A 13011-nucleotide genomic window follows, 5' to 3' on the forward strand; every position below is an offset into this window, starting at 1 on the left:
GCTACATCACCTCTATCCATTCAACATCATAAGTCTGCCAATCACCAAAACGCATTTCAGCCTTTGCATAATCCATCTCAACGTTACTACGCGCTACTTTTGCACCTTTTTTATATACTTTAGCAACTGTTGATACCGTAATCGTGTCTTCACCTACTTCTGTTATCATCACGTCTTCACTATGTTCATCATCGTAAATAGTCACTTGTGTCCTTGCTGTAAAGCCTTCTACACTCGCAACTTTTAATGCAGTTGCGCCCTTTTCTACTGCCTCAATAATTTCGGTCATCGTTTTATCTAACTGGATTTTGTTTGTGTTGCCGTCCAGTGTATCGGCGAATGTTCCGGAGTTACCTGGTACACGGCCGTCGAGTTCCAACCTTACGCGCATGCGTTCCATCTGTCGGTACATTTCAATCATAAAACGATACGCGTTATAAATACCCCACTCGAAATTGTTTGCATATTCAGCCATATAAGTTGTCCCAATTTCGATTATTTCCCCCGTGAGAGGGTCTTTAACATCATCTTGCCATTCAGTACGCGTATATGGATTCTCTTTAAAATTTAATGGAATTTCACTATTCATATAGTTTCCCATTTACATTCACTTCCTTTGATTCAAGTTGGAGAGGAAATGCAATAACATATCCGTGTGAACCTTTTTGATAGTTCATTGTTTTTACGTACATTTCACGCCCATAACGATCGACTAAAGCAGCACGTGTGACCAAACCTTGTTCTGTCGACAATTTCACGTACTTTCTTAGTCCATATTTTGTGCTAGTATGATAGATTTCTTTATCGTAAATGACACCATCTATGGTTACCTTCGCACTAACTGTAAGACTATTTAAAAATTGTTGCGTTAAATCTATCATTAATGGTTGTATTTCGTTCAATCACTCACACCTCCCGCTCTAAATCGACCACAAACGCGAGTACCTGTATGAAAACCATATATTCCAGTAGCAACGCTTATCATTTCTCTTCCGATTGCCCCATGCACTTGCGCTGTTTTAAAACGGCCACAAATTTTATAATGTAGCGCCCATCCATATGTGCCTCCTATAACAACTAGACACTCCTTTAACGCTAGGATTGTCGCTAGTAAATCAATGTTTAACGGCACAATGCGTTCAACTAGTTTTATAACCTCATTGTAGTAAATCGATTGTTCAACATCGATTGCTACTTCCATTTCAAATTGATGACTATTTAATAAAATTTGATGCTTGTTTTCACCGACTAGTCCCGTCAGTGCCTTGATTAAATACTCCAATACATAGGGCGTAATTTCTTGCATGCGCCCCAGTAATCGCAGTTTTCGGAAATTCAATGTTTCATTTTTTGGATCTGCGCGAATACCAAAATCTTTTTCTCTTATCGCAATAGCAGCCTCGCTTGAAGTTAAAATAAATTGATCATTATCCATACTAAAAAGAGCTTCGCTAAGTTGGTCCCAGTTCACTGTAACTGTATTGGACAACTCTCGAAACTCTTTAATCTCTTGATAATAAGAAGGCAACTCATCTAAAAAAGCATTTGTCATAAACTCACTTCCTTCAACATTACCTTCTTAAGCACCGGAATTTCTTCAACCAATGTAATGTTGTTAGCTACGTCATTCAATCGTGTAGAAGCAATATCCTCAATTCCCTCAATCTCTAATAGCCGCGATTCGATATGCGTAATACGGACATGGATATCTACATCCTGCATCCAATTTGCTCGAAGTTCAGCGAAATACACTTCTAGCGTTTCACTTACTTGCGCTTCAATTTGACCGACCGTTACACCGTTCAACATTACTTCGCATGCCACATTAATTTCTTCTTTCTCCACCCCTTGAACTGTTACTTTATGTCCTATCGGTGCAGTTCCATAGCCTTCTCCTTTAAACTCGGTAGGATCTATTAGCTCTTGAACATGGGAGACAAATTCCGATGTAGGTGCGTTAAAATCAGTATCAATAATTATTACTTGAACCGTTCCACCACCATAGGGGGCACGCCTTAATCGCACACCCCCAACACCTTGAATGGCCATCACTTTTTTCTTATAATCAGCACGATTACCACCAAAAGCTTTTTCACGGATATGTTCTAGATACTTTTGATATAGTGAAGCATCGGTTTCGTCATCTTCTCCTGGTACCAGTACATCAGCTAATATGGCTTTACCGAGCGTATTATGCGCTTCAAGCGGTAGCATTTCGCCATAGTCTTTATTGCCGACTGCCCCAGCGGTTTGCGCTTCCACCTTGTATACACCCGCTTCCAGTCGTTCTGTCACATGATAGACAAGTGCATCTAAACGGTATCGGCTTCCAATCGCTACTTCAAGAGGTTGACCATCCCCATCTGTAAATAGAGCGCGGCGAATCGCCTTGCCGGCCTTTTTACGTTCCACTCCATGTTCATTCACTCGTTTTTCAAGATCCATACCGTCTGCAGTAACCGCAAAAGTTCGGCGATACAGTATAGCCATATCCCAATACATTTCAGCGACCTTTAATGCTGTTGGAGCAAGGGCATCATAAATGACACTACCCTCCCGTTTATCAACATCATTCGGGACACGTTCCAGCATTTCAGCTAAGATACCATCGAAAGTTTTGGATTCTAGGTATTCAAGCAATCCTTATCGCCTCCTTTAACAGACTGACATCACCATAAATTGTTCTTGCCGTAAATGTCACTAACACATCATCTTTTGACGTAAATTCAAGACTGAAATTTTCAAGGGAGTTAATGCGTTCATCTTGAAGTATTGCTTCATGTATACGCCTAGCTAAATCACCACGCACATACAACTCATCGTAACCCATCATGTTTTGAAAACCGTAATTATGTGTATAAATGAGGTGTTTAAAACGAATTGTGTGCAGCACTTTGAAAATGGCTTGTTCCATCGCTTTTTGCCCATCAATAAATCCACTGCAGCAACCCCGCTTAAAATCCAGTTGATATGTTCGAGTGGGTAATGCAACAGCGTCCACTACTTCAATTTCAGGTGTAATCGTTATTCTTTCTGTGGGTAGTACCATACCCTATCACCTTCCCTGTATCGGTCTGATACAAAATACTTTTGACCGCCTTGAACGCGATGTAATACTACTTTATCGCCTATTTTTAGGCCATCTTCAAATACAATCTTTGCATACTTCATTTCATAGTCTTCATAAGGAATTGCACTCGCTTCACCTTGACTTTTTCGTTTGGAACTTGCTTGTTTACCCTCATCACCGATTTGTCTTTTCGTGTAGTTTTTAGGGTACTGGAATTGAATACTTACCACTCTTTCATGGCGAGTTAGATGTTCGGCCACAAGTAAAAACTCATCCGTTAAGATGAGTTTTGAGTGCAATTCAATTTTTAATGGCATTGCTTCTATAACTTTTCCAAACACAATATTTACTGGATTGGACGCATGAAAAGCTGCCATTGCCGTCGTTTTGATTAACTCTAGTAAACTCATGAAATCACCTTCAATTCTAAGCTCATCGTATGGACATTAGCTGACCAATCGTGCGTACATGCTTCCACTAAAAACAATTGTTTCAGTCCTAATTTCTCGATGTAGATATACACCATCTTTCCTGCACGCACTCGCCAATCACCTAAACATTTTAATGCCAGTTCCTTTTTCTCTTTGTTATGAACCGCAAGTAATGCATTTAACAAACCGTCTATTTGAGCAGGTGTCATATTGTCATCAACCTTTTTGTAATATTGTAATTGACCCCACTTCGCGATATTACCACTATCCTGTGCAATAAATACTCGACGTTTGGAAGCTTTTTTATCATCTAAAACTAGTTTTACACGATTGTAAGTATCCTCAATGGATACAGAATAATCAAAGTCATATAAAAGACTTTCCTCCCCTATATAAAAGTCTGTAGGTGGTATTACCAAATCACGAATATTATGCAAACCAAGTGTGCCGAAATCATCGAGAAAGACAAAACTTTGGTTCGTGGCTACGATAGCCGAATCAATATATTTCATGATGACATCCAATGCTTTTTTATCTTCTTCGATCATTCCAGGCGCTATAAACCCTGTTTTCGCTATAGTACTTAGCTTACGTCCTGCAAGACCGCAAATACGCTCAATCGCTTTTTCAGCTAACATTGGTGGGATAACAAAAGAATCGTTATACATGAAGTATTTCAATTGATCGTAAGCCGTAATGTGAAATTCACTACTAACACCAAAGCTGGCTTTAAATGAATAGCCATAAAATACTTTATGTTGACCATCCACTACTCTAACAATCGCTCCAGAAGCGATGGTATATTCCAGTGGCTTTGGGTTAAGTAAATGCACAGTAAGTTCTGATGCTTTCCCTGTTTTTTCAGTCTTCCAACTCAACGATGTGACAGGCACTTCATAGATATTTCCATCCCGATTATCGATTAAAACCTCAATACCTCGCACCTCATTTCTTAGCCGTCCATTCAGGCGGGATTTTAACTTTTAAACCGATAGGCAACTTTCTTAAATCACTATCTTTAATGCCATTCAACGATTGTAGAGCTTTATAATCCGCTCCATTTCCGGTGTATTTTTGCGCAATTTTCCAAAGCGAATCGCCCTTAACCAAACTATATGTCTGTGGTATAGGTTTAGGATTATCCCTTGGCGCTTCCTTTTTTACAACTTGTTGCGATGCCTTTTGATTAACCGGTGCTGTAGTCTTTTTCATGAGCTCCATTTTCTTAAAACCAAAGGGAACATATTTTTTAAAGGAGATGGTGTAATCAACGTCAGCTGTCCCAAATTGTTGTTTATATTCAAATGATTCAATCGTCACTTGTTCGTTAACTGAAAAAGAACCACCAACAAAAATAAAGCGGATCACCTTTTCATCGGCCATCCACTTGTTAATTTGTTCGATATATTGTTTCGGCTCTCTAAACTGCGTCTCTGCATAATGGGTATCCACCGCAGGAAAAAATGATGAAAATGAAAATTCCTGTAGTTGCATTGGTTTCGGAACATTGACTGTGCCCGTTTTAGCAATCTGAAATTCCTCTCCATCGGCATCCTGTTTAAATGGTAATTCAGGAGGATTGACGGGAATACGAAATCCTTCTTGATCGTTGTTAGCACTTAGATAAATTCCTATCATCCATATACCCCCTCTACCGAACGACTTTGCTCATCTTTCAACCCTTGTGTAATCACTTTTATAACATCATTTACATCCACTTTTTCATGAATATCGCCAGTAAAATAAAACTTCGGTTCACTTTGAATATGTTGCACAATCGTTTTACTGTTATTGGTGATAGGTGAAGCCGAAACCTTTTCTCGTACTTCGTTTGAGACTGTAACATCATCTCTAATAGGAGCATTCAATCCTTGTGATACATAGTCGTTTATTTTCGCTACATGGCCATTCGCATGGGACAAATCGCCGAACTTAGCCAGCATTTTTTCCATTGCACTACCTGTTGTATCGTCGAAATGATTATAGACCTGTACATTTGGTGTAAGCGAAACAATGTTGTGAATGGCTTTCCCTTCTGCAATATCTTTAAATAATTCGAGATATTCGTCTGCAAGATTGACTTTGTCTTCAATCTTACCGACTTTATCCAGTTTTCCACCTTTTAATTTCCCATCTTTTCGTTTTCCTTTATCAGGATCACCCGAAGCACCTATTTTAGATGCGGACGGCGCGGTATTCACCACATCATCCATCAAACTAAATTTATCTAAAAATGGATTTTCTTTTTCTTTTTTCTCCCCTAATCCCATAACATTTTTGGCTTTTTCCACGAGTCCACCTAATTTTTCACTGCCAGCTATCATGCCGTTATATGCCCATTCGTTCGCCTTATCGAATGCATTTGGAATGTTCATTAGCTTGGTTTTAGGTAAGCTGACTACGTTTTTATCACTCGTAGGCGGTTTAATAGCAAAATTTTGTATATACTTGGAAATCATTTTTGAATCGGTCATCCCCAACTCACTAAATTTCCCTAAATCAATCCCGGTAACTGATTTTATAGCATTACTAATCCAATTTATTGCTTTAATGGCTTTATTTGCGCCTGCAACAAAAGCATTACCTAAGAATGTTGCAGCATTATCGAAGCTCCTCATCATCGCAGACATATTATCTACGACCATCATGACCAAATCATAAAACAACTTTTTTACTGCATATATAGGGTCAATAAATAAGTTAATAAAAAATTCTGCAAAGGTTGTGAGGAAGTTCGCTATATTGGCAAATGTATTAAAGATAAACGCTCCTAATGCGCCAAAAATGCCTGCAACAAAACCTATTACTGTAGCTGTTTGTTCTCCCCACATGACCATGGCCGTTACTATAAAAGCGATAACAGCGATTATCGCAATTAACACCCATGTTATCGGACTTGCTAAATAGGCTGCGTTTACAACCCATTGTGCAGCTGCCCAAGCCAGCGTGGCAACACGTATTAAGCCTAAAACTGCATATTTGCCTGCTAGTATAGCGACTATGGAACCGATAACAGTACCCATTATCACAAGAACAGGCACGACCCAACTAGCATTATCATACATAAACTGCCCGACTGCTCCAATAATGGTATACAAAGTTTCCAGTGCATCAAACACAAGTGATAATCCAGCTACAAAGAGATTGATAAACACCATGGCATGACCTGCTAACACGCCAAATGCATCCGAGTTAACAAACTGTCTTAAGCGTATAAATAACGGTTCAAATGCTCTTTGTGCCCAGTTATTGAAGACTGTCATGGCATCGGCAAAAGTTAATGGCAATTTGCTGAATTTATCTTCAATATCATTTGCAGCTTCGAATAATGATTTTTTGATAATGTCAGCCGTTATTTTACCCTCAGAAGAGAGTTTTTTCATTTCACCCATACTTACCCCCATAGCGTTTGCTATTGCTTTCGCTAATAACGGAGCGTTTTCAGTAATGGATACAAATTCATCCCCTTGTAACCGTCCAGAAGCTAAGGCTTGTGTTAACTGATGCATACCTACAGCTTTTTCTTGTGCGCCTGCACCTGATACTGCAAATGACTTATTCATTAGTTCCGCAAATCGAATGGCTTCATTATTACTTGAGAAAGCATCACCCGCTAATAAATTTAACTTGGAGACACTCGCAGCCATGTCATTATACGAACCTAAACTACGTTGGGCGGCCCTATAAATCTTATCCTGTAACTCCTTCTGTGTTTGTGACCCATCATTGATATTGGCAAGACGTGCATTGACATTACTATAAGCATCAGAAGCGCTTACTAACTTTTTAAATCCTTCTGTCAAAGCTTGGACAGACAATATAGCAGCCGCAAACCCTGTAAATTTACTTAAAAACCGCCCAACACCATTTGTGGCGGCAGCAATACCGCCCGAGGTTCCTCTAAATTTATCACCCAAAGCACCCACATTTTGCTGGGCTAGTCTCGCACTAGTTCTTAATCGATTGATGGCGGCAGTAGCACTTTCAATATCTCGCCTTGCACGCTGCAGACTACGCATATCCATACTTCGACTAGATGTGTTATGCATCTGTTCCATTGCACGGATTGTGCTATTCATCGCTTTCATCATCTTTTGTAAAGTGCCTGTCATTTTGTCTGTTAAGGTCATGGTTGTTCGAACAGACAAGTGCATCACCCCTTTCTAGGCATAAGAAAAAGCCACTCAAAATGAATGGCTTGTGTAGCTTTATAATTTTTAAAAAATATCTGTAATTATTAAATTGAGCCACCTTCAAAACCAATAGGTAATCCATTGTCTTTAAATTTCACTTTATATTGATACTCAAAGGTATCGTCGTCAAATAAAAAAGATAAACTAAACCCAGTAAATATATAATCGTCAAAATTAACCATCTTTCCAAAACATATTGTGGAAAGATAGTAGTTCTTCATTTCTTGATTAGGAAAGAATTTCTGTAAATACTTTAACGCACAGCTTATATGTAGATAAAGTTCATCGAATATTTTTTCCGCCATTTCGATAATCTCCGCATCAGGCTTTTCATTACTCCCTTGAATAGTAATCTCCACATCTTCCCATTCTCCAATATTAATACTGTATAACCATTGTTCTTGAATGAGATACTTCTCCTTTTCATATACAGGGGGGTTAACTAGGTTAATTTTTTTTAATTGATCTTTAGTTAACGGTTTAGCAAGAATAAGCTTTCTATGTAAAATGTCTTTAATATTAGAGACATTATATTTAGATTTGTTTAATTCTAAAGAGTCCATTTCCCACCTCTATTCTGCTCTAAGTACATTTCTTTTCAAATGGAGTTTTTTCTACCAATACGGGCCCTCTCAACCTTCTAAATATGAAATAGGATATGGCGAGTAAACTAATGTATCCCCATCTTCATCTGACTTTAAAATTATGATAAAATCTGCCTCATTACTATCATCCCCTTTAGGTATTGGCGTAATCATGGGAGGGCATCTTAATTCATTACCGTATTTGTCTAATGTCTCATTAAAGTTATTTAGAGCAAACGTGACACGTTTATCTATAAGAGCAAATAATTTATCCACCCCACCTGTTTGCATATCAAAATAATCAGGGTTGCTCTCTCTTTTCTCAATTAATTTCTCTTTATATTCTGAAACTGTTAAAAAACAAAACTCCCAATCAAGAGGATAACCTCCACCTAACCAATAAATATTCATCAACTATACCTCCTCATCAATAAGTTAAGCACACTTCACAATCTTCAAAATCAATTTTAACATAAATATCCAAATAAGAATCAATTATCGCGTAAGAAGTAAAAGGTGACATAGTATATTTGACTATGTATCACGATTCCTGACCGTAGAGAAGTGATTTATCTAGGTAGCCTAAAACATAAAGGTGAACTGAAATTTACTCTTTTTATATTATTTTTCATCTTTCCTTCTTGCCTCTCGTTTTATTTTATACAAAGAAAAAAGCACTCACGAGGAGTGCTTAAAACATCTTTTGCAAGAAAAGATTATAAATTTTCTCGTTGACTTCAATTAAACTTTTCTTTCCATCCTTGAATTCGATTGCTAAGATGTGAGTTCCTTTATTTTTGGCAGATAAGCCCGCCAATAACCCAACTGGACCTAGTAACACACCACCGACTAATCCACGAGCAACACCACTAACTGCACTTTTTCTATGCTCTTTAGTTATTAACTCGTAAGATTCTACTGTTTCTTTATTTAAAGGAAACTTTTTAGTAAAACCTGTGAATAAAAAAACTTCCTCCTTGCTAAAGATACCTTGTTGACCAATCATTATGTTCTTTCCTTCATAGTCCCCTGCAAGTACTTTATTCCGAGCCAATGCACTCACTCCTTTTAGTAGTATGTAGAGTCATATGTAAATTTTGCGATTCCGAAAGTTTTATCTTTTATATCTTGAATCCACATATCATCAATTTTTTCTGAAACATCTTTATATCTTAGAGCATAATCTGTATCTGCGACTTTCTTTAATTGCTTACTAGGTTCTATCCCAAATAAATGAAAAATATCATCATTCTTTTCAAATTCCATCGTAGAGTCATCATACCCCCAGAATTGACCAGAATAAACGTTAAGTCTTGAAACAGTATCATCAAATAACACAAACTCAAATTTATTTTTTTCATAAATATAGAGTTTCCCTACAATATTTTTGTTAGTTTTAGGTACTAACCACTCATAATCCTCAATTATTTCCGGTTGTCCCATAATTTCAATTAATTGCGCACTATTTATTCTGCTAAATTGAGTAGCATCGATAATAACACTTGTTTCCTCTGTACTTTTTTGTGTTGGAGAATCTTCATCACTCAAAATTCCCCCTATCACTAAAATTAAGAACAACATTACCACAAGTCCTATTAAGACTCCTAAACATCCAAACTTAAATGCCTTTTTCATAAAAAAATTCCTCCCTTTATAAAAAATTCATCTCAATATAAATATAAATAATCAGAGGAGATTCGACAATATTCGCAGCGAAAAAAATTGAATTTTCAAATAGAAAAACACCCTCAAATGAGAGTGTTTGACTTAATTTTAAGTTACGGAAAACTCTATTCCGATTTACGTCTATGAAGTTCATAAAACATTATTGTCATTAACTTTTGACAACCAAGTACTATATATTTCACTCACCACACGTTTGTATAACGAATTAATAAAATTTCACTTATGATAAGGTTCTCTGTATCATAAGTGAGGTTTCTTTATATTCATTTATTAGTTAAACTGGAAGTTATCAAACTTTGCTGGTTTGATTTTGTTAAGAAATTCTTGTGTATTATCAGCCACAATTCCATATGGATTATCAGAATATTTATCAAAATACCCATATCCAAAATCTACCCATTCAAATACTCCTGTATCATTATTCAAAAGAAGTGATACTTGACCTATGTTGATAAGAATTTCACCGATATATGCTCTATGCCCGAAATCATTTCCGCCTGTCCATTCGCCAAAAAATGCCTCTTGAATAAAGTCTGATATATATTTGTTGTCATCTGTTTGCTTTAACAGACAAAGCGTAAATTCTGCACAAGTACTATTGCCATTTGCATCGTTTAGCCAATTGTCTTTGTTGACATATCGCTTTACAAATTCAGCAGGATTGAATTTTATTATTCCTGAAATGTAGCCTGACTTATTTTTGCTTCCTAATATTCGTGAATAAAAGTCTTTTAAATTATCATGTAATTTAAAGCCAATGTTTTCTTCAACTAAGTTCCAATCAATCGCTATTGTTCCACCAGTTGTTTTTTGAAGTTCCTTTATTTTTGTCATTGTTACACTCCTCTCCAAATTCTAATTTATAGGAATTTTTCATAAAGCTGTATAAGTCTGTTGCTCTCTAAATAACTAGATATCAGAACGTAAATTAATTTTCAGAATCATCTCGATTATAGGTGGGGTGAAGGTTTCTGGAATCATTGGTGAAGGCAAATTTCCAGTTCGATTTGTCAAACCGAATGACGCATCCTCTATGTCAATCCAATCTAATTCTTTATCATAGGGAATTTCGCCAATAAAATGATAATCTGCTACATAACAATATGTACCATCGTCATTTTCACTAGCTCTCCATACTTCAGCTTCTTTCCTTGGATCGACGCCAAATTGTTCAAAAAACTGTTGAATTGCTGGAGATGTATGAACAATTGCCTTCGCATAGTAAGTACAATCGGAACAGCCACAATGTTCTTTGTCAGAAACTAAAGGAAGCTCTTTATACAATTCTTTTGTTTTTTGAACATCTACATTAACAATTTGTCCATTTAGAATAAATTGTTCCATATTTACCTCGCCTCCTTCTGAAAACCCGCTATGCTATTTTAATTATATTACATAAACTTCCCAAACCGTCGTTTGATAGCATATCTTAAAAAATTGATATTCCGCAATCTGGCCCTATAATGAAACCGAGCGCTAATCCTTATTACAGAATCGCGCCCGATTGTTGTAGTTTGGTCTTCTGTGTCCAAAACTTTTATTTGGGAAAGTTAATTTGAATGATTTTGTATACTTTATAACGTTTTAATGAACTTAGACAGAAGTGCTTATTCAATAGTAGCTCACAAATGCGAAGAGCCAAGATAGTTGCACTGCTGTTTTTAAGCAATAAATCGTCTCTTTTACTGAGCCATACTAAATCTATATTCCTTATCACCTAAACCGTCACACACCGGATTTCACTTCATACATATACAGCTCATCCCCGTCCAAAAACAGCAACTTACTCTCACGGTTATTCACTAATTGCGGTTCGAAAGGCTTACCATCCGGCCTCATCAGCTCGATTTTACGGACAGTCTTATATTCATTACCTTCACGATGTAACTCTAAGAGTGTATCTCCTCTGCCTCGGTATGCAACGATCGTCTCCCCGTTCACCGCAAACGCCTGAAAATAAATATCTTCGGGTGAATAATACGATGTGAGACCCTCTTTCCTTACGCCAATCTTCGAATCTAGGCTAAAGAAAAACCAAATTCCTCCATCTGCTACACCATTCAACGCCAAACACTCAAAAATAAAATATTCCTTATCTTCTTCAAGCGAATCTAATTTAGCACCCGAGACGTCCCAGCCAACTAGCCCGCTGCGGCCAACCGGATCCTTCCAGCCGTAATTGCCGAAAACGCCTTCATCAAAGTACCCTGTCCAAATCTCTTGATTCTTTGTTACGTACACATGCCCAATACCATCCCCTAAACAAAATGATCGGATGAAACGCCCATTTTCATCATAGACACGTGCGTTTTCTTCAATGTTTTGCGCATCATGGTAATACGACCGTGCGCATACAAGCAGAAATTGTCCGTCATCAATCGGCTGTATGTAATGATAATTCCATGTCTCTTTCGGCAAATCTAGTACTTTCTTTTGTCCATCTTTTAGATGAATGACTTGATATCTATAGCTTTGTTCCGTAACGGTTGCAGGGAAACAACCATCGATTAGTGGAATTGGCTCTTCCTTCAGTAGGACAAATACATCGTTTTCATGTCCAAGTGCAATCGAAAGAGGCATCATTTGTTTCAACTCTTCGTTCAGATTAGCTATTGGATTCATAAGTATTTTGAGTATTGATTTCATTTTCTTTCAGCAACCTTTCCTCGATAGTTTGCATACGCAAAAAGAATTTAAGTAATAATGATTTTATTTCTTTTTCATTAAACCATTAATTAACTCTATCAAGAAAATTTTACCACTTTTTAAAATGCACCGAAATCGTCGTTAAGTAACATTTCTTAATAGATTGTTACTCCACAATATGGCCCGATTGTTGAATAACGTTTAAACAAAACGATTTAACTAACCTGCGCCACTAGTTTAAGTAAATTTCCGCGACTTCACAGCCTCTGCTTCTTTTTCCAACTCAATATCCAAACTAGCAATAATAAATGCGCGTTCCTTGCGATTCATACTTAAAAATGCGGTGGGCAGTATATTAAAACGATGTAGCGCAACGTGTGCATAGAAGGCTAATCCGTCGC

General features: G+C 37.2%; 16 protein-coding genes. All 16 read right to left on the reverse strand.

Features of this window, described 5'->3' with window-relative positions; translation table 11 throughout:
- Position 1: 1 nt before the first annotated feature.
- Positions 2 to 601 (reverse strand): integrase, encoded by a 600-nt coding sequence (locus tag LO754_RS12810; RefSeq protein WP_231784514.1) that lies wholly within the window; start codon positions 599 to 601, stop codon positions 2 to 4.
- Positions 582 to 902: a hypothetical protein gene (locus tag LO754_RS12815; protein ID WP_231784515.1), complete on the reverse strand. Its 321-nt coding sequence runs from the start codon at positions 900 to 902 to the stop codon at positions 582 to 584. The genes LO754_RS12810 and LO754_RS12815 overlap by 20 nt, the downstream gene beginning before the upstream one ends.
- Positions 899 to 1552, reverse strand: a complete 654-nt coding sequence (locus LO754_RS12820) for a putative phage tail protein (protein WP_229386839.1) — start codon at positions 1550 to 1552, stop codon at positions 899 to 901. Before LO754_RS12820 ends, LO754_RS12815 begins: the two co-directional genes overlap by 4 nt.
- Positions 1549 to 2640, reverse strand: coding sequence for a baseplate J/gp47 family protein (locus tag LO754_RS12825; RefSeq protein ID WP_231784516.1), 1092 nt, complete (start codon positions 2638 to 2640; stop codon positions 1549 to 1551). The genes LO754_RS12820 and LO754_RS12825 overlap by 4 nt, the downstream gene beginning before the upstream one ends.
- Positions 2633 to 3049: a DUF2634 domain-containing protein gene (locus LO754_RS12830; protein ID WP_231784517.1), complete on the reverse strand. Its 417-nt coding sequence runs from the start codon at positions 3047 to 3049 to the stop codon at positions 2633 to 2635. The genes LO754_RS12825 and LO754_RS12830 overlap by 8 nt, the downstream gene beginning before the upstream one ends.
- A complete protein-coding gene (locus LO754_RS12835; RefSeq protein WP_231784518.1) occupies positions 3025 to 3480 on the reverse strand; it encodes a DUF2577 domain-containing protein in 456 nt (151 codons plus the stop codon). Before LO754_RS12835 ends, LO754_RS12830 begins: the two co-directional genes overlap by 25 nt.
- Positions 3477 to 4445, reverse strand: a complete 969-nt coding sequence (locus tag LO754_RS12840; RefSeq protein WP_231784519.1) for an XkdQ/YqbQ family protein — start codon at positions 4443 to 4445, stop codon at positions 3477 to 3479. Before LO754_RS12840 ends, LO754_RS12835 begins: the two co-directional genes overlap by 4 nt.
- A gap of 1 nt (position 4446) precedes the next feature.
- Positions 4447 to 5139: a LysM peptidoglycan-binding domain-containing protein gene (locus tag LO754_RS12845; protein WP_231784520.1), complete on the reverse strand. Its 693-nt coding sequence runs from the start codon at positions 5137 to 5139 to the stop codon at positions 4447 to 4449.
- Entirely contained in the window at positions 5136 to 7655 is a 2520-nt protein-coding gene (locus LO754_RS12850) for a tape measure protein (RefSeq protein ID WP_231784521.1), read from the reverse strand. Before LO754_RS12850 ends, LO754_RS12845 begins: the two co-directional genes overlap by 4 nt.
- An 83-nt stretch (positions 7656 to 7738) precedes the next feature.
- The gene (locus LO754_RS12855) at positions 7739 to 8257 is read right to left on the reverse strand and encodes a hypothetical protein (RefSeq protein ID WP_231784522.1); all 519 of its coding nucleotides are present in this window, start codon (positions 8255 to 8257) and stop codon (positions 7739 to 7741) included.
- A 69-nt stretch (positions 8258 to 8326) separates the two neighbouring features.
- Entirely contained in the window at positions 8327 to 8689 is a 363-nt protein-coding gene (locus LO754_RS12860; protein WP_229386847.1) for a hypothetical protein, read from the reverse strand.
- A 280-nt stretch (positions 8690 to 8969) separates the two neighbouring features.
- Positions 8970 to 9332 carry a hypothetical protein gene (locus tag LO754_RS12865; RefSeq protein WP_231784523.1) on the reverse strand — a complete coding sequence of 121 codons (363 nt, stop codon included), beginning with the start codon at positions 9330 to 9332 and terminating at the stop codon, positions 8970 to 8972.
- Between the two features lie 14 nt (positions 9333 to 9346).
- The gene (locus LO754_RS12870; protein WP_229386849.1) at positions 9347 to 9913 is read right to left on the reverse strand and encodes a hypothetical protein; all 567 of its coding nucleotides are present in this window, start codon (positions 9911 to 9913) and stop codon (positions 9347 to 9349) included.
- A 321-nt stretch (positions 9914 to 10234) separates the two neighbouring features.
- Positions 10235 to 10798 carry a hypothetical protein gene (locus LO754_RS12875; RefSeq protein WP_231784524.1) on the reverse strand — a complete coding sequence of 188 codons (564 nt, stop codon included), beginning with the start codon at positions 10796 to 10798 and terminating at the stop codon, positions 10235 to 10237.
- A gap of 75 nt (positions 10799 to 10873) precedes the next feature.
- A complete protein-coding gene (locus LO754_RS12880) occupies positions 10874 to 11308 on the reverse strand; it encodes a hypothetical protein (RefSeq protein WP_229386851.1) in 435 nt (144 codons plus the stop codon).
- A 381-nt stretch (positions 11309 to 11689) separates the two neighbouring features.
- Complete coding sequence (locus LO754_RS12885; RefSeq protein WP_229386852.1) at positions 11690 to 12610, reverse strand: hypothetical protein; 921 nt, start codon at positions 12608 to 12610, stop codon at positions 11690 to 11692.
- Positions 12611 to 13011 lie beyond the last annotated feature (401 nt).

The organism is Lysinibacillus sp. GJ-1, assembly GCF_021166035.1.
GTDB lineage: Bacteria > Bacillota > Bacilli > Bacillales_A > Planococcaceae > Lysinibacillus > Lysinibacillus sphaericus.

Coding starts and splice junctions, on each gene's coding strand:
- LO754_RS12810 (WP_231784514.1), bottom strand. CDS start 601: ATGGGAAACTATATGAATAGTGAAATTCCATTAAATTTTAAAGAGAAT.
- LO754_RS12820 (WP_229386839.1), bottom strand. CDS start 1,552: ATGACAAATGCTTTTTTAGATGAGTTGCCTTCTTATTATCAAGAGATT.
- LO754_RS12830 (WP_231784517.1), bottom strand. CDS start 3,049: ATGGTACTACCCACAGAAAGAATAACGATTACACCTGAAATTGAAGTA.
- LO754_RS12835 (WP_231784518.1), bottom strand. CDS start 3,480: ATGAGTTTACTAGAGTTAATCAAAACGACGGCAATGGCAGCTTTTCAT.
- LO754_RS12845 (WP_231784520.1), bottom strand. CDS start 5,139: ATGATAGGAATTTATCTAAGTGCTAACAACGATCAAGAAGGATTTCGT.
- LO754_RS12850 (WP_231784521.1), bottom strand. CDS start 7,655: ATGCACTTGTCTGTTCGAACAACCATGACCTTAACAGACAAAATGACA.
- LO754_RS12855 (WP_231784522.1), bottom strand. CDS start 8,257: ATGGACTCTTTAGAATTAAACAAATCTAAATATAATGTCTCTAATATT.
- LO754_RS12860 (WP_229386847.1), bottom strand. CDS start 8,689: ATGAATATTTATTGGTTAGGTGGAGGTTATCCTCTTGATTGGGAGTTT.
- LO754_RS12870 (WP_229386849.1), bottom strand. CDS start 9,913: ATGAAAAAGGCATTTAAGTTTGGATGTTTAGGAGTCTTAATAGGACTT.
- LO754_RS12875 (WP_231784524.1), bottom strand. CDS start 10,798: ATGACAAAAATAAAGGAACTTCAAAAAACAACTGGTGGAACAATAGCG.
- LO754_RS12880 (WP_229386851.1), bottom strand. CDS start 11,308: ATGGAACAATTTATTCTAAATGGACAAATTGTTAATGTAGATGTTCAA.
- LO754_RS12885 (WP_229386852.1), bottom strand. CDS start 12,610: ATGAAATCAATACTCAAAATACTTATGAATCCAATAGCTAATCTGAAC.